The following is an 18,401-nucleotide window of genomic DNA, read 5'->3' as shown; positions in this document are numbered from 1 at the left end:
GCGTCCGGCACGCGGTGGAACTTAGTTGACCGGTCGGCTAGCTTCGGTGTTGTGGCGCGGATTGACGACCGCTTCTGATCCAGTTCCTCAAGGAGATGCACCGTGAGTGCGTACAGCCAGGGAGCCCTGCCGACCAGGCGGGGCTCCCATGCTCAAACGCAGCTCTATCCCCCGGCCGTCCTCGCCGTCGGAGCCATGTTCCCTTCAAACCCGGAGTAAAGCGATGAACGACAACAGTCATCAGGACGGCATCCACCCCTTCCCGGTCGGCATGCAGTCGCGTGAGATCGAAACCAACGGCACCAAGATCCACGTACGCGTCGGCGGGCAGGGGCCAGCGGTCGTCATGCTGCACGGCTTCGGCACAACGGGCGACATGTGGGGTCATCTGGCGAACGCACTCATCGAAGACCACATGGTTATCGCGCCCGACCTGCGCGGGTTGGGCCTCTCGTCGAAGCCTGATGGCGGCTACGACAAGAAGAACCAGGCAGCGGACGTGTGGGGCGTCCTGGACGCCCTGGGCGTGCGTACGATCGAATTGGTGACGCACGACATCGGCATCATGGTCGGCTTCGCAGTTGCCGCCACCCACCCCGAGCGCGTGAGCCGATGGGTGGCGATCGATGCGCCGCTGCCCGGCATCGGACCCTGGGATCAGATCACACAGGATCCGACCATGTGGCACTTCGGCTTCGGTGGTCACGACATGGAGCGCCTGGTCGCCGGCCGCGAGCGCATCTATCTCGACCGCTTCTGGAACGAACTCTCCGTGGAACCGAAGCGGTTTGACGAAGCGAAGCGCCAGCATTATGCGGTGCTCTATGCGCAACCCGGCGCGATGCGAGCGAGCTTTGCCCAGTTCCTGGCGTTCAGCCAGGATGCGGCCGACAACAGGACGTTCCTTGCGCAGGGCAAGCTTCAGATGCCGGTCTTGGCCTTCGGCGGCGAAGCTACATTCGGCCCTGGGATCGGCGAGGTGATGCGGTGTGTCGCCGATAACGTCGAAGATGCGATCATCCCGGATTGCGGGCACTGGATCACGGAAGAGCAGCCGCAGGCGACGACGGACCTGGTCGTCGACTTCCTGCGCCGGGCGCGTTGAAAGGCGGTCCCTGCCTTTGAGACCGACGCCCGGTCAGGTGTGAGCTGTGGCGGCGTCGCCGTTCAGGGCGGGACGTCGTTGTTGCTCACCGCCGTCGCCCCCTCCGCGGGAACCGGCACTGTCGACGTCACCATGACCACCCCGCCGGCGCCAGCCCCGTCTACACCGCCAAGGACTCCTTCACGTACGGCGCCAACCTCGCGTTGCTGGCCACCGCGTCCGCAGGCGACACCTTCCAGAACCTGCCGGATCGGGCGCCCTCGAAGGGCATTGACGGGAACGAGGAGACCCGGTGGGCCACCGACTCCGGCGTCACAGCGGCAACACTGCACTTGACCTGGCCGGACCCGGGGTCGGTCAGCCGGACCATGTTTGAGAAATGGACCACCGACGGGCAGCGGATCAGGCAGTACCGGATCCAGTACTGGGACGGCTCGGCCTGGGTAACCCTCGTCAACGGCGGCACGCCCACGGCGAATCAGGCCGACCAGTTCACCCGGTGACCACGACCAGGATCATCACCGCCGTCGCACAGGCGAAGAACTCCCCATCTGACAAGAGCAACACAACCGATCGCGCAAGCAGGTGCGAGCCCGCGTCGAACACGCCTTCGCGCGCATGAAGAACTGGAAGATCCTTCGCGACTACCGTCTCGAAGGCGACGACGTCCATCACGCCATGCTCCGCATCGGCCGCCTGCACAACCGCACCCTTGCCGGACAGGTGCACCGCTCGACGGCGGGTGAGCCGTGCCTCATCCAGTTCGAAGATCACTACGGGAAAAGCTTTAGATGATTGATTCCAAGGGGCTCAGCGGCGGCCTCGCCGATCCTCGTAGTTGACGAAGTAGCTCACAACAATGAGCAAGCCGAAAATCCCCAGGGCGAAGGTGCCGAGGATCGTCCAGATCCCCTTGCCGTCCAACGCAGAGCGCACCCCACCGGCGAGCCCGCCGACGGCAAAGCAGATGCCGAAGACGAGCGTCTGTGAACTTTGGGGTCTCAGCCAGTGCCGCAGGTCCGGGCGGCGTCGCCCGCGCGTGGGCGGGCCTGCGGAGTGCGTCATTGGTACCTCACCTTTCCCGGTTCTGCCGGGGCGTTCACATGGGTGTCGCCCGGGGTCCTGGGCTGGTTGGGCGTGTAGTAGAAGTCGATCCCCGTCGCGATCACGGAGACCGGCGCGCTGAATATCTTCTCTCCGAACTTGCCGATCGTGTTGATGAACGTGGGGCGATGATGGTTCCCGCGTACGTCGCTCAGGAGGGCGCCCTTGGCGAGGTGCTTGCTGGCCTCGCCGCCGGCGGCGGAGGGGGCGCCGCCGATTGCGCCCTGTATCGCGCCGTTGAGGTCTCCGTGCAGTGCCGCCTCGGCACCACCCATCCAGGAGCGGTAACTGAGGAACTCGGCAATGGGCTTGATGATGCGGCTGCCCCACTTCGCGGGCGGGGTGTACTCCACCGAATCGGTCTTCGTCTGCTGCGCCTGCCGGGCGTCGGTGCTCGCGTCCTTGAGGGAGCCGTAGTACGTGCTGCCGAACTCGTGTTTGTCCTTGGTGAGTTGCCACAGGCCCCAGGAACAGGTCGAGTCCGCTTCCGCTGCCCGGGCGGTGATCGCATCGATGCGGCGTTGCAGGGCGTCGAAGTCGTCCTGGGTCACCACGGACTCGGGATCCCCGTGCGACATGCGCTGGGGCTGGACGCTACGCCTCAGCGTGCCGTCGGCATGGCGGCTGGCCCCACCGACCTCATCGAGTGCCGAGCGTGAGCCTTGGGAAATGCGGAACGTGAACAGCGGGGAGGAGATGTGGGGACGGCTGGACAGCAGTGTCGCCGAAGCGCTGCGTCTCTACGCACCGATGCGGCCCCAGCGGTCCCCGGCGCCGTCGGCATTGGCCGTGGCGCGGTTCCGCCGACCGCCCCGCCCCGCTGGTCAGGGTCGCGGCCACGACGGGAAGCCGGACAGGAGCGAGGCTGCCGAGCACGACCACGGCCCGCTGCACATGTACGAACTCGACGTCCACGCCCCCTGGAGCACGAAGGGATGACAGCGTCGCGACACACCCTTTCCCCGCCCGCTCCTAGATCGTTGCTACGGTTCACCGGTGTCTGACTCTTCACGCGATACCGCCGAAGGCGCCGGCTGGGGCACCCTGGAACACGGCGAGTACAAGCACCTCATGCCGCACCGGGTCGAAAAGCTCTCATGGCTCAACCCGAAGACCCTGTGGGCCGCACGCAACGGCGTACTGGCTTCCTGGTTCGGGGATCCCACGGGCCACACCCGCAGCCGCTGGGTGGCACAGCGGACGGCCGCCGGAGCGTCTGCCGCCAAGGTGATCCGGCGCGACGACCCGGACCGGTTCTCCTTCATGGTCATCGGAGACACCGGCGAAGGGGACGATCCCCAATACGCCGTCGTCCCCGGCTTCCTGAAGGCCAGTCAGGGAACGAAATTCGCCGTCATCGCCAGCGACGTGATCTACCCCGTCGGCAGGGCGGACGACTACGGCACGAAGTTCTTCCGCCCGTACCAGGACTACCAGGCACCCATATACGCGATACCCGGCAACCACGACTGGTACGAAGACCTCGGCGGCTTCATGCGCGTCTTCTGCGACGACGCCCCGCCACTCGCCCCGCAGCCCGCGCCGCGCCCCCTCTCACGGGCCTGGCTGCGGTCGCTGCTGTGGCACCGGCCGCCCGCGGCCGACGGACAACGCCTCACCGAGGCACGGAAGTTGCGCTCCTCACCAGCCCAACAGGCCGTCCAGCCGGGCCCGTACTGGGCCATCGACGCCGGGCCGGTGCGGATCATAGGCATCGACACGGGACTGCTGGGAACCATCGACGCCGAGCAGGGCGCATGGCTGCGCGAGGTGTCCAAGGGACCTCTCCCCAAGATCCTCGTCACCGGCTCGCCCCTGTACGTGGACGGCGAACACCACCCTTGCCCCATCGAAGGCGGCGGCACCGTCGACGACCTCGTCCGCAACCCGGACCACCGCTACCTCGCGGCCATAGGCGGCGACATCCACAACTACCAGCGCTACCCGGTGCAGGTGGACGGCCGCACCATCCAGTACGTGGTGTCGGGCGGCGGCGGAGCCTTCATGCACGCCACCCACACCATCCCCCGTGTCTCCGTCGCGGGCGTCACCGAGCAGGAGTTCCGCTGCTACCCGCTGCGCGGCGACTCCCTCGCCTTCTACAGCAGGCTCTACGGACGCCGGCTGCGCCTGCGCCGCCTGTTCACCCTCACCGAGGCCGAGGCGACAGCTGTCGTCGCCGAGCGCCTCGGCATCCCGCCGACCCGCACCCAGGGGCCGCCCGCCCGCGTCACCTGGCGCACCCGTCTGATCGCGAACCTGCTGGGCGCGGGCGGCCGCCCCGAGCGCACCTCGCGCTTCCGCCTGCCCGTGCGGAAGATCTACACCCAGCTCTTCTCACCGAGCTCGGCGACCTACAGCCCGCCGTTCTTCAAGTGCTTCCTGCGCCTGGACGTCACCCCGGAGGCGGTCCGGCTGCGCTGCTTCGCGGCCACCGGGAACCGCGCGCAGGAACTCGACCCGCCGGTCGAGGACGAAGTCACCATTGCGCTGACGTCAACTACCCGGCGCTAAAGCGCCGGGCTTGCACAACGGGCATCACTGGGTGTGATGCTGCGTTTGCGTCCAGCCCCACTCCCGGTTTCCGGGGTGGGGCGGGGGCCGTTGACGGGGCCCCGCGTCGCCACAACTCCCACGCTCTGGCACGGATGTTGCGGGAGCCGTTGCGGTCTGTGTGATCAACGAATCCGCAGTTCCGGCACGCGAACCAGGCCTGGGAGACCCGGTTCGCCCTGTCGATGTGCCCGCACTCGGCGCAGGTGCGGGAGGTGTACGCCGGATCGACGTGCACCACCGGTACCCCCGCCTTACGGGCCTTGTATGCGATGAATAGCCCCAGCTGGTGGAAGGCCCAGGAGGAGTGGGTGGCCCGTTGGGGCTTGCGAAGCCGTACCCGCTCGCGGATCCCTGTCAGGTCTTCCAGGGCGATCCCGCGACCGGTGCGTTCAGCCTCGGCCACCACATGTTTCGCGATCTTGTGGTTGATGTCCCGTGCCCGCCGCGCCTCCTTGCGCCGCCGTTTCCTCAGGCGCCGCTTGGCGGACGGGGTGTTCTTCTTCTGCAGCTTGGTGCGCAGTCCGCGCGCCCGGACCCGGGTGCGGTTCAGCTCGCGTCCGGCCATGATCTCGCCGTCGGAGGTGGTGGCGATGTTCACGATCCCCAGGTCGATCCCGAGGAAGTCCACCGGATCGGTGTCGAGCGGCGCTTCAGGGACCTCGCAGGTGGCGTTGAGGAACCACATGCCGTCCCGCTGCAGCAGGTCCGACTCGCCCTTGCGGTACAGCGCCAGCGTGGCCAGCTGCTCGGGTGAGGCGGTGAAGGCCACGTTCTTGACCCGGCCACTGGTGGTCCAGACCGACACCGTCCGGTCCGGGATCTGCCAGGACAGCATCCGGTCGTCGTAGGGCTGCGCGCCCCGGGGGCGGAAGGCGATCGGCTTCTCGGCGGCCTTGCGGTAACGGCGCGCGCCGGGCCTGCCGAGGTTCCCGGCGCTCAGGTTCGCCTTCAACGTGGTGTAGGCGTCGCACGTCTTCTTGATGACGTGCTGGGCGGCCTGCGCACCCAGGTCCCAGCGGGACTTGACCTCGCCGTAGACCTGCTTGCGCAAGGCGAAGTTCTTGAACTCCCCGCGCTCGAAGGCGGTCTCACTCACCCAGGTGGCGGCCTCGTTACAGGCGTGAAGGGTCGCCTCGAGCGCCGCCGCCTGCACCGGCGTCGGCAGCAGTTTCACCTGCAGGACCAGCTTCACGACCACCGATCGTAGGCACCCGTGCGAGACCACGCCACACGTTCGAGTCCGTTCATCACATTAAGCGAACCGACCGGCCATGCGTTCGCACCACCCGCCTCCGCCGGAGAAGGCATCCGGCTGCTCCGCGACCGAACAGACACAGTGATACTGCGGCGCTCCGCGCCGCAGCCACGGGGATGCGATTCCTCCCGGGCGTAAACGCCCGGGGTTCCTCGCAAGAATTCGCTGAACACCCGGGGAATCGGACGCTGTCGCGCACGGCAGCCGGTCCGGTTCCTTCGCCGCCGTGTGATCCGGGACGCTGGGACTGCGCTATCGTTGATCTTGAGCAAGCCGCCCGAACTTCCGGCGGTGAGCCTCGCGTTGGTGGTCCAAGGAAAGACGCCCCGCTTCCTGCGGGGAGATGCAGGTGCAAGGCCTGCCCGGCGCTCCACACAGCCCCGCCTCCGGTATCCCGGAGGCGGGGCTGCTTTTTTGACTGCCGGGGACCGCAGTGCCGCCAGGAGACCTCCCGACCGGCCGGACGACGGTGCCGCCGACGAGCCGCCGTACTCCGGTTGCGGCACGGGGCGACGACCACACGCCGGTCTGGTCCCGGGAACAGGACACCGGCCGCGTCTTGTACACCGCCCTCGACCACGTCCCGGCCGCCTGCGCGGACCCCGGCTTCCGCGCCCGTCTGAGCGCCGGGATCAACCGGCCGGGCACGGCTGGACACCGAGTTCCTCCCGCCGGACCAGCAGCACGTCAACGGCCCGGAGAACCAGGGCCTGGTGGAGCCGGCCGCGCAAGAGGGCCGGGCCGAACTGCCGACGGGGGAGGGGCAGTCCGTGTGACGGGCGGTCCGCCTGACCTTGTACGGGCATGACACTCTCATCCTCAGCTGGGAGGGCCGCAACGAAGACGCGGGTAAGTCCACGGGCTGGTCCCCGCTGGAGCCACCTGCAGCCTCAACCTGTCTCCCGAGAGGTTCCTCCAGTTCGTCGTCTACCGTTCCTATGGACTGAGTGGGAGTGGGTCCTGGTGCCAGAACCCATGCTCAGCCGCGTGTCCCGAACGGTGTTGGGCACGCTGGTCGCCCGCTTTCGCTCCGCTGCCGGGCGGCACGCATCTGGTGCGTGGTCCGGGAACGTGGGGGCGGGTTTCCTCGCGCCCACCGGTGTCCGGTCGGGCCTGGACGGTCCGATGCCCCACACGATCGCTCTGGTCGTGTGGGGCGGTGCCGTCCGTCGCCGGATCGGATGCCCGAGGGCACGTCGCCCGATCGCGATGCCTGCCGCATCGTGACGGGAAATCTTGCGGGTGGGGGTGGCCAGCGGCTGTTGCCAGTGCTGGGCGCCCCACCGGCTGGTGTAGGCAGGGTCGACCGCGACGAGGGCGATGCCTTGTTCGGCGGCCATCGAAGTCAGCCGGGCCTTGAACTTGGCGGTGGGGAAGCGGGCCAGCAGGCGGCGGAAGCGTTTGTTGCGGCCGTGCCGCTCCCGGCACCTGCTGTCGGTGAAGTCGAGGTCCTCGATCGCGATCGCGGCCGCCCCGGTGCGCCGGGTGTGGTGCAGCAGCCTGGTCAGCGCGTGGCGGATCTGGGCGTCCCGGTGCTGCGTGTTGCCCGACAGGTCGTAGAAGAAGCGCTGGGGTTCGCCGACCGGGTTGCCGTGCACATCCAGGCGCCAGGCGGCAGGCGGCAGGCGGCAGGCGGCGAGGTGGTCGTCGTTCATGTCCACTCCGACCACACCCGGGCGACGGTGGAACCGACCGACACCAACCAGCCGATGTCGCCGGCCGCGTCTGCCTCCGCCGGCGGCGAGGGTATCGGCGGGGATGACAGACGGCGTCGCGAGGGTGCGGGTCATGGGGCATCACCCAGCCGGTTTCCAGCCAGCCTGGGTGGGCAGTTCGCCGAGTGCGTTGAGCGTCTTCCTCCAACTGGCATCGGTGGCGCTCACGACCGTGAAGTGATCGCCCTCCACTGGGATCAGGTCGGCGTCCCAGCCGGCCGCACGCGCGACGTCCGTGAAATGGACGCTCTGCGCGATGGGCACCATCGAGTCCGTCTCGGCGTGAACGGACCGCACCCATACCGGCCATGACGAGTGTTCGGCCAGGGTGCACGGATCGGCCGCGGCATACCGCTCGGGCGCTTCCTCCGGACTGCCTCCGAGGAAGCCGGGTGTCGCACCGTCGCCGAGGTCGTCCTTCACCGCCTGAGTCAGGTCGAGGACCCCCGCCAAGGAGACGGCGCCGGCGACTCGGACGCCATCGCCGTGCCCGGTCACGAGGCGCGCGGCGGCCGCGACGGCCAGCTGGCCCCCGGCGCTGTGCCCCAGAGTGACCACGGGGCCCGGCCTGAAGCGGAGGTCGCGGCTCAGCACGGCGAGGTGTTCCACCGCGGCCAGGATGTCGTCGAACGTCTCCGGCCAGCCGCCGTCGGCGCCCACGGTGCGGTAGTCGATCTCCCAGGCGTTCCATCCCTCGGCGGCCAGGGACTCAGCCAGTGGCCTGAGTTGGCCGCTGCCGAGCCCGCTGCGCCAGAACCCGCCGTGGATGACGACAATGCTGCCGCGCGGGGCAGCGCCGGGGGCGCGGTGGAGGAAGCCGTGCTGGAGAGGATGGCGCCCGTAGGCGGAACGTACGGGGGCAGGAGGAGTCGTGGGTGTGGGGGCCACCAGGGGGCCTTTCGTTTTCGTGCGGCCCCTGGCCGGCGCTGGGGCCGTTCTGCCCGGGGTCCGGTGCGGCGCGCGGAGCGGGCGATCAGGTGTTCGGGTGGTCATACGGTCCGGAGCCGGCCGGCTCCCGAAGCGGTGACAGTCCGCGGTCCAACGTGACGAGCTCGTCCAGCATGGCTGTCGCGGCCAGTAGGTTCCCCTCGGCGGGAGTGAACACGCCATCCTTGATCTGCGGAAACACCATCGGCAGGGCGACGCTTTCGGTGGCCACCGTGACCCGCAGGGCCCCGGAGATTCCCCGGATCGCCTGCCCCGCGCGCATCCCTCCCGAGATCCCGCCGTAGGTAACCAGGCCCATCGTCTTGTACGCCCACTCGGCGGACAGGTAGTCGAATGCGTTCTTCAGCGGGGCGCTGATGGAGAAGTTGTACTCCGGGGCGACGACCACGAAGGCGTCCGCCGAGTCCACCTGCCGCGACCAGGCCAGCGTGTGCGGGAACTGGTACTGGCGCAGGCGGGGATGGTTGGGCTCGTTCATCAGCGGCAGGCCGATCTCCGCAAGGTCCAGCACTTCGACGGTGTCGAACCCCGCGTGTTTCCGGGCGACTTCGGTGATCCAGGTGCCGATGGGCAGTCCGGCCCGGCCGGGGCGGGTGGAGGCGATGATGACTTTCAGCGTGGGCATGCAGTTCTCCTGGGCAGGCAAGACGGCGAAGAACCGGAGCAGGAGGCTCATCGGTTCCCGACTCCGGCCGAGCGGCGGCCGGAGTCTCTCCCTCGTGCTGCCGAGCGTAAAGTTTGACAGCGGTGCGAAGGTCAAGCGAGGAAGGCAACGAGACGGTGCGGATCGGTGAGGTGTCCCGGAGAACCGGGGTGAGCGAGCGGATGCTGCGCTACTACGAGCAGGAGGGGCTGCTCCGTCCGGAGCGGACCCCGGCGGGATACCGCGACTACGGCGAGAACGAGGTGCAGACAGCTACCGCGATCAGGGCGCTGAACGCATCCGGCCTCAAGCTGGACAGCATCAAGAGCCTGCTGCCCTGTGTGAACGGCGCGGAATCGGTTTTCACGCCCTGTGGCAGGGTCCGCGACACCCTGACGCAGGAATTGCGGGTGCTGGATGAGAAGCTGCGCGACCTCGGGGAGAGCAGGCGCCTGGTGGCCCAGTACCTCCAAGGGCTCGCGGCGGACCGCCGGACGACCCCCACGGGGGGCTGAGCACGGCGGGTCTACGGCACCAGGAGGATCTTGCCGCGGACCCCGCCGGCCGCCAGCCGCCGATGGGCCTCGGCGGCCTCTGCGAAGCCGAACCTGCGGGCGGCGGGACGCACCCTGAGCTTGCCTTGGTCCACCAGTTTCGCCATCTGGGCGAGCCGGCGGCCGTCCTGCTGGACGAACGAGGTCTCCACAGTGATCCCGCGCTCGCCGGCCGGTGTACGAGTGGGCACCACGGACACCACTCGGCCGCCATCGCGTACGCCGCTGATCGCATCAGCGATGCCCGCGGTCTCCAGAAGACCGTCCGCGGCACGGTCAGGGATCTTGCCCACGGCGACCTCCGCCGCACCCAGCGCCAGGGCCGCCTTGGTATCGGCCTCGCTGCGGACCAGGGCGGTGACCTTGAGGCCGCGGAGCCGGGCCAACTGGACGGTGAAGCCACCCACCGAGCCGAGCGCTCCGGTCACTACAACCGCCGAACCGGTCGGCAGGGCGAGGAGCTCCAGGGCCTGGTCGGCGGTCAGGGCGGCGAGCGGCATTCCGGCGGTCTCCGACAAGGGGATGGTGTCCGGCGCCTTGGCGACGACCTCGGCAGGCAGAGTGACCAGCTCGGCGTATGTGCCGCGGCCGGTGGCGAGTTGTGCTGACATGGCCATCACGCAGTCGCCTGGCCGCAGGGCCGTGACCCCTGCGCCGACCGCGGTCACCATGCCGGACAGGTCCCAGCCGAGGATCATCGGCAGCGGGACGCTGCTGCGTGCGGCATGGCCCCCTTCCCGTGTCCGTACGTCTACCGGATTGACTCCCGCGGCTGTCGCGCGGATCACCAGGAACCCCGGAGCAGGAGGAGAGGGATCCGGCACCTCCGCGACCGAGAGTTCTCCGGGACCGCCGAAAGCGGACAGCACAACAGCGCGCATAGTTCCTCCCAAAGGCCGCCGCACCTACAGGTCGGTCGGCCGCGGATCGATGGTGCGGGAGCGGACGCGCGGGGCCGGGAAACGTTTCGCGGGAATTGGCAGCGTCCGGTGGCGGTGGGCCACACCCCGGCTCTCTTCTTGGCGACGTTAGACCCTGACACGGTGTCAAGGTCAAACCAGCGATCGACCGTCCGGTTGGTGCCGCCGTGAGCCGGGGCCGGGTGGGCCTGGGCGTCACGGGCATGGCCTTCTTCTTTCGGGGCTTCCCGCCGCTGTGCCGTGCGTGGTCGGTCCGGGGCGGCGGGCGCAGCCGTGTCGTCCGAGGTGCGTGCCGGCGCCGGCCGCCTGGTGGGCGTGGGCTGGTCAGACGGTGGCGGGGAGGGCGGAGTCGAGCCAGTCGAACATGGTCTGGTGGGCGCGGCCCATCGCGCCCATGTGGCAGTGCTCGCCGGCTCCCTCGGCCTCGGTGAGCGTGACCAGGGTGGCGGAGGCGTTGGTGAGGGCCTTTTCGACCTCGTGCGGCTGACCCTTGAGGAACTGGTCGTTCTCGGCGTCCATGATCAGTGTGGGAGCGGTGATCTTGTCGGTGATGCCGCTGAGGGTGTACGCCCGGGTCTTGCGGACCAGGTCGGCGAAGGACTCGGCTCCCATCGCCCAGACGCCGTTGCGCAGTGCCCAGCGCACCTGGGTGCTGGCGCCGGTGAGCATCGTCAGGACCGGGACCGCGACGTCGTCTCGTTCCTCATCGATCCACTGGGTCAGCGCGGGCGGCAGCATCCGGTCGAAAGCGGCGTGGAAGTCATGGATGCCGTCGTCGAGGATGAGCGCGGCAATGCGGTGCTCGAACGCCGCGCTGCGGGCGACGAGGTAGCCGCCCAGGCTGTACCCGAACAGAGTGATCTTGTCGTCGGCGATCTCGGGACGGCTCACGGCGTAGTCGATGACCGGAGTCGTCACCGCTTCCCAGTCGGGGCGGAACACCAGCTTCTGCTCGCGCAGTGCGGCGCCCTGGCCGGGTCCGTCGAAGGCCAGCACGTTGTAACCGCGACGCAGGGCGGCAGCGGCGATGGCGAAGTAGGACTCCTCCAGGGTGGAGTCGTAGCCGCTGGTGTACACCACGGTCGGGCGGGGGGCGCCGGAATCGTCGACCAGGAAGAGATAGCCGGGCAGCGTGGTGTTTTCGTAGGGGATGTGCACCGCTTCGACCGGAGTGTCGAACAGCCCGGCCGCGGTGGCGAAGGCGTCGTGCGAGCGGGAGGACAGCAGGGTGACCTCCGGGTCGGTGGCGGGGTTCTCGCGCAGGAAGAACTCGGCGGTGCGGTAGTAGTTCGACGCCCGCAGCAACGCCTCACGCGCGCTCACGCGGTGGCCGTCGGCCAGCGCCTGCTCTCCGATGGCCTGGACCCGCTCGGCCGTCGCCTTCCACGCCCGGTGCCAGCTCGCCTCGTCGCCCTCCGTGATCTTCTGCGCAGTGGTGATGATCTCGCCCAGGTCGGCGCCGCCGTAGTTGGCGAACCCCGCCGCGCGCAGCGTCTCGAACGAGAAGGACTCGTTGTCGAAAAGGAACTTCATTGGAAACATCCCCTTTACCAGTCGAGACGGACCCGTTCCGCCTCGACTGGAGAAGGACGGTACTCCCGCGTCACGCGAGACGCAACCGTTCCGTCTCGTGTAGGGTCGTCGCATGAACGCCAGATCCGTACCTGCCGCGAAGCGGCCCCCGGGTGGCCCCGTCCTGCAGGGAGATGTGACGCGCGCTCTGGAGATCGCCTTTTTCGAAGAGCTCGCCGCCGTCGGGTACGGCAGGCTCTCCATCGAGGCCGTCGCGAGACGGGCCGGCGCCGGCAAAGCCGCCGTCTACCGCCGCTGGCCTTCGAAGCAGGCCATGACGGCCGAGCTCGCCTCGCAGGCCGCCCTCGCGTACGTACGCGCCCCTGACATGGGAAACCTGCACGACGACGTCGCCCAGTTCGTCCGCGACACCATGGCCGCCCTGAGTCACCCGTTGGCCTCCCGCATCGTCCCCGACCTGCTGGCCGAGACGACACGTAACGAAGAACTCGCCGAGGCTCTGCTGGCGGGTATCCGCACCCCTCGACGCGAAAATGCCGCCCGTATTCTTCACCGGGCCATCGAACGCGGGGAACTGCCCGCTGACGCCGATATCGAACTCGGCCTGGACTTCCTGGTCAGTCCGACTTACTGGCGGCTGGCCGTCATCAGGACGCCCGTAGACGACGACTACGTCGAACGCCTCACCGCCAAGATCATCGCTGCTATGAAGGCGTGAGGGAGACCGCTGCGGCCGACGCGGCGCCCGGCTTCCTCTCCCGCGTGCTCCGCTCGGAGTTTCCGTACCTGAAGTCGAAGATGCCCACCTCGTGGTCGTCGTTCTTCGTCGCCTCGACAAGGCGTTCGCGGCGTTCTTCCGTCGGGTCAAGTCCGGTGAGACGCCCGGCTGTCCGCGTTTTCGCGGGGTGAACCGGTTCGGCACGGTCGAGTTTCCCAAGGATGGGGACGGCTGCCGGTGGGAGTCCACCCCGCACGACCCCGTCAGCCGCGTGCGGCTGCAAGGTGTCGGGCACGTCCGCGTGCACCGGCACCGGGCGGTGAAAGGCAGCGTCAAGACCGTGTCCGTCAAGCGTGAGGGGCGTCGGTGGTACGTCATTCCCGCCCGTGACGACGCGCCCGCCGAACCGCTCCCCGCGACCGGGGCCGCGTGCGGCGTCGACATGGGCATAGCCCACTTCCTGACCGCCTCCGAGGGTGAGCACCAGCCCAACCCGGGGCACGGCACAAGGCCGGGCTGAACAAGAGCATCCATGATGCGGGTTGGGGGGTGTTCCTGGGCATCCTCACGCATAAGGCTGAAAGCGCCGATCGTGCACTGATCCCGGTGGACCCCCGCAACACCTCCCGCACCTGCCCCGCCTGCGGGCACGTGTCTGGCGAGAACCGCACCACGCAAGAGAAGTTCGAGTGCACCCGGTGCGGACACACCGCCAACGCCGACCACATCGGCGCACTCAATGTTGCTGTCAGGGCCGGACTGGTCCTTCCCGACGTGGCCTAGCCACGACAGGAGAAGCCCCCCCGGATTTATCCGGGGGAGGAGTCACTGACGTGGTGAAGCAGCACAACGGGCCCCGCGAGCAGGACAGGATCAGGGGGCACACATTCGTGCTATCGCGGTCGCACGCCGACTCGGTCCCCGCGTCGGGCACTCGGCTGCGCACAGGTGTGTGTCCGGGAACGACCGGGCGGTCCATCCGGCCTTGGCGACCTTGATGGTGACCTGGCGGTCGTAGAGGTCTTTGAGGATGGATTTCGGGGTGTGTTCGTCCACGATGACGGTTGAAGCCGGTGAGCGGGGCCAGGGCGTGCAGGGGGTCCGCCGTTGCCTCCCTTCGTGTTCCATTCAGCGGCATTGTGGATTCCGCTGTACGGCATCGACTCCTAGGGTGCGACGTGTGATGCGGAGGTACTCGACTCGGACGGCGCCTCTGGAAGCAACCTGGGACTTGAAGGAGCAGCCCATGGATGTCGTGCGCGAGGACGTCGTTCGGCTCGGTGATCAGCGCTATGAGCTTGGACCTTGCTGGCCACCCCGGTGACGCGTGCCACGTTCGGCAGGTTCCCGGTCCGCGTACTCGCCCGCCCCAGGTACGGCGGCGAGACACTCTTGCATCCGGCGTGCCGTCGGCCGGTTCCTGGGTTCACCCCTCCGATGTGCCCGGCTCCTTGGACCCGCTCTGTGACTCAACACATGGCGTTTCCGCCGCCGCTTACGAGTCCTGCTTCCAGACGCTCGGTTTCACCGAGCATGGCTGCCGCGGCAACCACGCCCAAGGCTCCTCTCCTCGCCACTGAGCACACCGATGCGACGGAACCTTCTGCCGGACACCAGCCGAGGGATGACCACGCGCAACGGCAGCTTGCCTGCCGCTTCGACTCTCACCCTGGCGGACGACGAGCAGTCCGAACCGCCACCCCTCACTGCCCGCAGGAAGAAAGCGACCATCATGACCGTCCTCGACGAACTGAGCCGCAGCCGCTACGTCAGCCTTACGACGTACCGCAAAGACGGGACAGCTGTATCCACGCCCGTCTGGCACGCGGTCGACGGCGGGAAACTGTACGTCTCTACCACCCCTGACGCCTGGAAGGTAAGAAGGATCCGCAACAACAGCCGAGTCGTCGTCGCAGTCTGCAATGCGCGAGGCCGGGTCGCGGATGACGCTCCGAGAGCCGAGGGGGAGGCGGTGCTGCTGGACACCGCCGGCACCGAAGGCGTTCGTCGTCTTCTCGCCCGCAAGTACTTCCTCGTACGGCTGACTGTCTGGGCCACAAAGATGCTTCGCTGCTCTGCACGTCCCGCGATCGGAATCGTCGTGTCCTTCTGACTTCACCTGCAGATGTGCACCCAGAAGGCATGGCCTGCTGTACTGGTCCTCGGCGACAACCCCCTCTCTCTGGAGGGTATTTCGTTGCGTGGACGAGTACTTCGTCGTTCCGGCTGCCCGCGGACCGGTCGCGGTCGCACGCCGACTCGGTCCCCGCGTCGGGCGCTCGGCGGTGCGCAGGTGTGTGTCCGGGAACGGCCGTGCGGTCATCCGGTTTTGGCGACCTCGATGGTGACCTGGCGGTCGTAGAGGTCTTTGAGGACGGATTTCGGGGTGTCTTCGTCCACGATGACGAGGTCGAAGTCGGTGAGCGGGGCCAGGGCGTGCAGGGCACGGCGTTCGAATTTGGTGTGGTCGACGTACAGAATCCGTTTGGCCGCGACATCCATCATCGCGCGTTTGAACGACACGGTGTCCTGGGTCTGGTGGTAGCAGGTGCCTGCCGTGATGGCAGATGTCGAGAGCACGGTGAGGTCGACGGAGAGGCCGCGGATGGCGTCAACTGTCATGCCGCCGAGGAACGCGTCGCCTGCTTCGTGATACATGCCGCCGAGGCCGATGAGACGGATGCCGGGGGCGCCCTTGAGCTCACGGATGATGGGCAGGAAATTGCTGATCACGGTTGCTGGGCCGGCGTCGCGCAGCATGCGGGCGAAGTGGATACCGGTGGTGCTGTCGTCGAGCATGATCGCCTGTCCGGGCTCGACGTACTGCAGAACTGCCCGGGCGATGGCGCGCTTGGCCGCGGCCTGGCTCTCGAGCCGTACGATCACGCTGCTCTCGAAGAGTGCCGACGGCTCCACGCTCGCGCCGCCGCGTGTCCGGCGCAGCAGCCCCTGCCGGTCCAGCGCGGTGACGTCTCGCAGGATGGTCATCACGCTGACCCCGAACTGCTCGGCCAGTTCCTCGTTGCGCACCGAGCCCTGCTTGATGACCTGGGTGAGGATTCTCTGCTGGCGCTGCGACGGCCGTAGCGCCCCCCGGTCGTCGGACTCGTCCGTGACCACGGTGCCGTCGCTCTCACTCACCGGTATTGCCTCCTGTCAGGGCGCGCACGCTGCTGTTCTGCGGGTACCAGCCTAGGCGGTTTCTTACGGAGCATTGTGCGGGCCGGACGAAGGGGCCTGCGAGGTGGACGGTGGCTGTCTTCTCGTAGCGGGTGAGGATGCCTGCGGCTGCTTCACCCAGGTGATGCGGTGCTCCGGCTGTGTTGCGCTGGCTGTGCGCCTCGCGGTTGATCGGCACGGGGATCACTCGACCGCCCGGCTTTCCAGTGCCCGCAGGCCAATTGGCCGGGACGATGAACGGTTTCCAGGGCATCTCCCCGGAACGGACCTGTGCCGCAAGGTGCTGCAGGGGCCCGAACGCTATTGGGCCGCAGGATGTTCTCGCGGTCTTGGGCGATGGTGAAGCGGCCAGCGTCCGGCGGACGTTGATCCGTGGTGGACGATCAACGTGACGGCGTGTTCTCGGGTGATCTCCCGGGGGCGGAGGCCGGTCTGCCGGACCGGGCGCGGTCAGCTCAGGGCAGGCTGCCGCTTGGAGACGGCCGCGGGCGACCGGCGGCTCTCTCCGCCTCGGTCCGGGTCAGCGGGCGGGGAATCGGCTGCGCTGCGGGGCCGGCCCGGGACCGGGGCGGACAGGGGGCGCGGCCGGTTCGAGGGCCTGCTGGCTCTCCTCCATCTCCTGGCGTGCGCCGGAGACGCGCGGGGTGACGACGAGGCGGTCGGCGAAGGCCGTGGTCAACCACAGATGCATCTCGTGCTTGCTCGGCAGGATGGGCAGTTCGGGGTACTCGGGCACCACGCTCTCCTTCGATTGTGGGACGGGAACAAAATTCGCCGGCACGGTCGGCGAGAGCCAAGACACAGGCTCATCCGGCGTCTTTGGTGCGCGGTGGCGTGCAGCCTGCAGCCCCGGCTGGGGGCGCTCCTGTCTGCGGGGTCCGGGCGTCGTCGTAGGCATACGGGAACCGACGGGGACGGGGCCGACGGTCCACGTCACGTGGCACCACCTGCGGCGCCCCGCTTGGAAATCGGTTGCGCCGTACAGCAATAGGGCGGCGGACCGCTTAGGCGGCGCATAAGGGCGGCTTCCTAGCGTGGCCGTGACACCCAGCGTCGCCACCCTTCGGCGGCAGGGGAACGGACCGTACCGACACGGCTCGGTTTCGGCGGTGCCCATCCGGCCGAGACCAGCAAAACAGGAGGCAGCATGTGCGTGCTGGAGGTCTCTGTGCTCCGCTCGCGTACGCCCCGGGCACTGTGGTGCGCCGTCACCGTGCACGGCCGGCACCCTGCCGGAGCGGCAACAGGCAGGCCGTCCGCCGCGCTCGCCGCCCCGGACGGCTGGTTGTTCGCCACTGGCGTGGTGCGGGCAGCGGCCGGGCCGGGTTCGTGCGCTGCCGGGGTGGCCGGCCCCGCCGGTGTGCCCTGGCCGCAGGATGCCCCGGACCCGGCGCTGCGCCTGGCGTGCCGGCTCGTCTCCCACGTACGACGGGAGGCGGCGACCACCCCGCGCTGGTACCTGCTGGCCGAAGCCGAGGAGGAGAACCACCCCGGTGTGCTGGGGGCCCTCCGATCGCTGGGTGCCGCCCTGGCCGAACATCCTTGTCACCAACAGGCCACTGAGGCGCTGACCGCTCGCGCCCCGCTGACCGTCCTCTACTCCGGGCTCGTCGAAACTCCCTGCCGGAGCGCCCCTCCCGTCGAGCGGTCCGGCTACCGCCAGCTCCTCCTCGAACGCATCGGCCAACTGGCCTACCAGGGCCTGGGTGCACCCGAGATCACCGGCCGCCTGGGTCAGGAAGGCTTTACCCTGGCCCCCGGCCGTGTGGACGGCATCGGCCTGGCCACCGTCCAGCGTTTGCTCCGGGAGGACGTCCGGCCCACCACGTCCATCCCCACCCGCAACCGTCCGCGCCCCGTCCCTGGCGAGGCCCCCGGAACCGATGAATGGTGGCTCCCCGACCTGGCCATCGAGTTGTCCATGCCCATCAGCACCCTTTACAGCTGGGTGCGCCGTGGCTGGGTCACCGCCGTCCGCAAGGAAACCTGTCCCCCCTACCGCTGGATCGTCCGCGCCGGCCCCGCCGATCTCGGCGAGCTTCGTCGGCGCCGTGTGCGTACCGCCAAGTCCGCCCTCGGCGAGGCATCCGGCCCGGCTGGAGCTGTCGCCACATGGCGGGCGGGACAGGCGGATGAGAGCGGACAAGGCCGATGCCTGCATTGAAGGCCG

At 68.6% G+C, this 18,401-nt stretch carries 17 protein-coding genes, 1 tRNA gene and 3 pseudogenes; 11 read left to right on the top strand and 10 right to left on the bottom strand.

Going from position 1 to position 18,401, the window contains the following annotated elements:
- Positions 1 to 223: 223 nt before the first annotated feature.
- The 3 genes and pseudogenes from ACFZDJ_RS28625 to ACFZDJ_RS28615 form a co-directional block, all read left to right on the top strand.
- Complete coding sequence (locus ACFZDJ_RS28625) at positions 224 to 1,105, top strand: alpha/beta fold hydrolase (protein WP_391063012.1); 882 nt, start codon at positions 224 to 226, stop codon at positions 1,103 to 1,105.
- Between the two features lie 203 nt (positions 1,106 to 1,308).
- On the top strand, positions 1,309 to 1,608 hold the full coding sequence (locus ACFZDJ_RS28620; RefSeq protein ID WP_391063009.1) for a hypothetical protein: 300 nt from the start codon (positions 1,309 to 1,311) through the stop codon (positions 1,606 to 1,608).
- A 16-nt stretch (positions 1,609 to 1,624) separates the two neighbouring features.
- A pseudogene (locus tag ACFZDJ_RS28615) lies at positions 1,625 to 1,825 on the top strand (transposase family protein); the annotation flags it as partial.
- A gap of 90 nt (positions 1,826 to 1,915) precedes the next feature.
- Here ACFZDJ_RS28615 and ACFZDJ_RS28610 read toward each other — a convergent pair.
- Both ACFZDJ_RS28610 and ACFZDJ_RS28605 read right to left on the bottom strand, forming a co-directional pair.
- Complete coding sequence (locus ACFZDJ_RS28610) at positions 1,916 to 2,170, bottom strand: hypothetical protein (protein ID WP_391063006.1); 255 nt, start codon at positions 2,168 to 2,170, stop codon at positions 1,916 to 1,918.
- The gene (locus tag ACFZDJ_RS28605; protein ID WP_391063004.1) at positions 2,167 to 2,787 is read right to left on the bottom strand and encodes a hypothetical protein; all 621 of its coding nucleotides are present in this window, start codon (positions 2,785 to 2,787) and stop codon (positions 2,167 to 2,169) included. The genes ACFZDJ_RS28610 and ACFZDJ_RS28605 overlap by 4 nt, the downstream gene beginning before the upstream one ends.
- Before the next feature lie 91 nt (positions 2,788 to 2,878).
- Here ACFZDJ_RS28605 and ACFZDJ_RS28600 point away from each other — a divergent pair, with 91 nt between their 5' ends.
- Positions 2,879 to 3,148: a hypothetical protein gene (locus tag ACFZDJ_RS28600; protein WP_391063001.1), complete on the top strand. Its 270-nt coding sequence runs from the start codon at positions 2,879 to 2,881 to the stop codon at positions 3,146 to 3,148.
- Between the two features lie 57 nt (positions 3,149 to 3,205).
- On the top strand, positions 3,206 to 4,723 hold the full coding sequence (locus tag ACFZDJ_RS28595; protein WP_391062999.1) for a metallophosphoesterase: 1,518 nt from the start codon (positions 3,206 to 3,208) through the stop codon (positions 4,721 to 4,723).
- Here ACFZDJ_RS28595 and ACFZDJ_RS28590 read toward each other — a convergent pair.
- Positions 4,710 to 5,957: an RNA-guided endonuclease TnpB family protein gene (locus ACFZDJ_RS28590; RefSeq protein ID WP_391062996.1), complete on the bottom strand. Its 1,248-nt coding sequence runs from the start codon at positions 5,955 to 5,957 to the stop codon at positions 4,710 to 4,712. The two genes, ACFZDJ_RS28595 and ACFZDJ_RS28590, sit on opposite strands and share 14 nt — an antisense overlap.
- A gap of 363 nt (positions 5,958 to 6,320) precedes the next feature.
- Here ACFZDJ_RS28590 and ACFZDJ_RS28585 point away from each other — a divergent pair.
- A tRNA-Gly gene (locus tag ACFZDJ_RS28585) sits at positions 6,321 to 6,393 on the top strand.
- Between the two features lie 563 nt (positions 6,394 to 6,956).
- Here the strand turns inward: ACFZDJ_RS28585 and ACFZDJ_RS28580 are convergent.
- The 3 genes and pseudogenes from ACFZDJ_RS28580 to ACFZDJ_RS28570 all read right to left on the bottom strand — a co-directional run.
- Positions 6,957 to 7,693: pseudogene (locus tag ACFZDJ_RS28580) on the bottom strand (IS200/IS605 family accessory protein TnpB-related protein); the annotation flags it as partial.
- Between the two features lie 123 nt (positions 7,694 to 7,816).
- Complete coding sequence (locus ACFZDJ_RS28575; protein WP_168516023.1) at positions 7,817 to 8,623, bottom strand: S9 family peptidase; 807 nt, start codon at positions 8,621 to 8,623, stop codon at positions 7,817 to 7,819.
- Between the two features lie 85 nt (positions 8,624 to 8,708).
- Positions 8,709 to 9,443, bottom strand: coding sequence for an NAD(P)H-dependent oxidoreductase (locus ACFZDJ_RS28570; RefSeq protein ID WP_391062992.1), 735 nt, complete (start codon positions 9,441 to 9,443; stop codon positions 8,709 to 8,711).
- Between ACFZDJ_RS28570 and ACFZDJ_RS28565 the strand changes: the two genes are divergently transcribed.
- Entirely contained in the window at positions 9,431 to 9,841 is a 411-nt protein-coding gene (locus ACFZDJ_RS28565; RefSeq protein ID WP_391062990.1) for a MerR family transcriptional regulator, read from the top strand. The two genes, ACFZDJ_RS28570 and ACFZDJ_RS28565, sit on opposite strands and share 13 nt — an antisense overlap.
- Positions 9,842 to 9,852: 11 nt before the next feature.
- Here the strand turns inward: ACFZDJ_RS28565 and ACFZDJ_RS28560 are convergent, their stop codons facing one another.
- The gene (locus ACFZDJ_RS28560; protein WP_391062988.1) at positions 9,853 to 10,761 is read right to left on the bottom strand and encodes an alcohol dehydrogenase catalytic domain-containing protein; all 909 of its coding nucleotides are present in this window, start codon (positions 10,759 to 10,761) and stop codon (positions 9,853 to 9,855) included.
- Positions 10,762 to 11,124: 363 nt separating this feature from the next.
- Entirely contained in the window at positions 11,125 to 12,333 is a 1,209-nt protein-coding gene (locus tag ACFZDJ_RS28555) for an alpha/beta fold hydrolase (protein ID WP_391062985.1), read from the bottom strand.
- A 112-nt stretch (positions 12,334 to 12,445) separates the two neighbouring features.
- Between ACFZDJ_RS28555 and ACFZDJ_RS28550 the strand changes: the two genes are divergently transcribed.
- The 3 genes and pseudogenes from ACFZDJ_RS28550 (at position 12,446) to ACFZDJ_RS28540 (ending at position 15,164) form a co-directional block, all read left to right on the top strand.
- Entirely contained in the window at positions 12,446 to 13,051 is a 606-nt protein-coding gene (locus tag ACFZDJ_RS28550) for a TetR/AcrR family transcriptional regulator C-terminal ligand-binding domain-containing protein (RefSeq protein WP_391062982.1), read from the top strand.
- Between the two features lie 103 nt (positions 13,052 to 13,154).
- A pseudogene (locus ACFZDJ_RS28545) lies at positions 13,155 to 13,834 on the top strand (RNA-guided endonuclease InsQ/TnpB family protein); the annotation flags it as partial.
- 949 nt (positions 13,835 to 14,783) lie between these two features.
- Positions 14,784 to 15,164, top strand: coding sequence for a PPOX class F420-dependent oxidoreductase (locus ACFZDJ_RS28540; RefSeq protein WP_391063376.1), 381 nt, complete (start codon positions 14,784 to 14,786; stop codon positions 15,162 to 15,164).
- A 206-nt stretch (positions 15,165 to 15,370) separates the two neighbouring features.
- On the opposite strand, the gene ACFZDJ_RS28535 is transcribed toward ACFZDJ_RS28540, so the two are convergent.
- Positions 15,371 to 16,192, bottom strand: a complete 822-nt coding sequence (locus ACFZDJ_RS28535; protein ID WP_229889569.1) for a DeoR/GlpR family DNA-binding transcription regulator — start codon at positions 16,190 to 16,192, stop codon at positions 15,371 to 15,373.
- Positions 16,193 to 16,751: 559 nt separating this feature from the next.
- The gene (locus ACFZDJ_RS28530) at positions 16,752 to 16,967 is read right to left on the bottom strand and encodes a hypothetical protein (protein WP_168516031.1); all 216 of its coding nucleotides are present in this window, start codon (positions 16,965 to 16,967) and stop codon (positions 16,752 to 16,754) included.
- Positions 16,968 to 17,378: 411 nt separating this feature from the next.
- On the opposite strand from ACFZDJ_RS28530, the gene ACFZDJ_RS28525 reads away from it, so the two are divergent.
- On the top strand, positions 17,379 to 18,395 hold the full coding sequence (locus ACFZDJ_RS28525; protein WP_391062978.1) for a hypothetical protein: 1,017 nt from the start codon (positions 17,379 to 17,381) through the stop codon (positions 18,393 to 18,395).
- The last annotated feature ends 6 nt before the right edge of the window (positions 18,396 to 18,401 follow it).

Origin of the sequence: Streptomyces sp. NPDC007896 (genome assembly GCF_042959425.1) — a bacterium.
In the GTDB taxonomy this organism is placed as follows: Bacteria; Actinomycetota; Actinomycetes; order Streptomycetales; family Streptomycetaceae; genus Streptomyces.
Note: the sequence above shows the minus strand (reverse complement) of the source record. Positions and strands in the feature narration are given on the sequence as shown.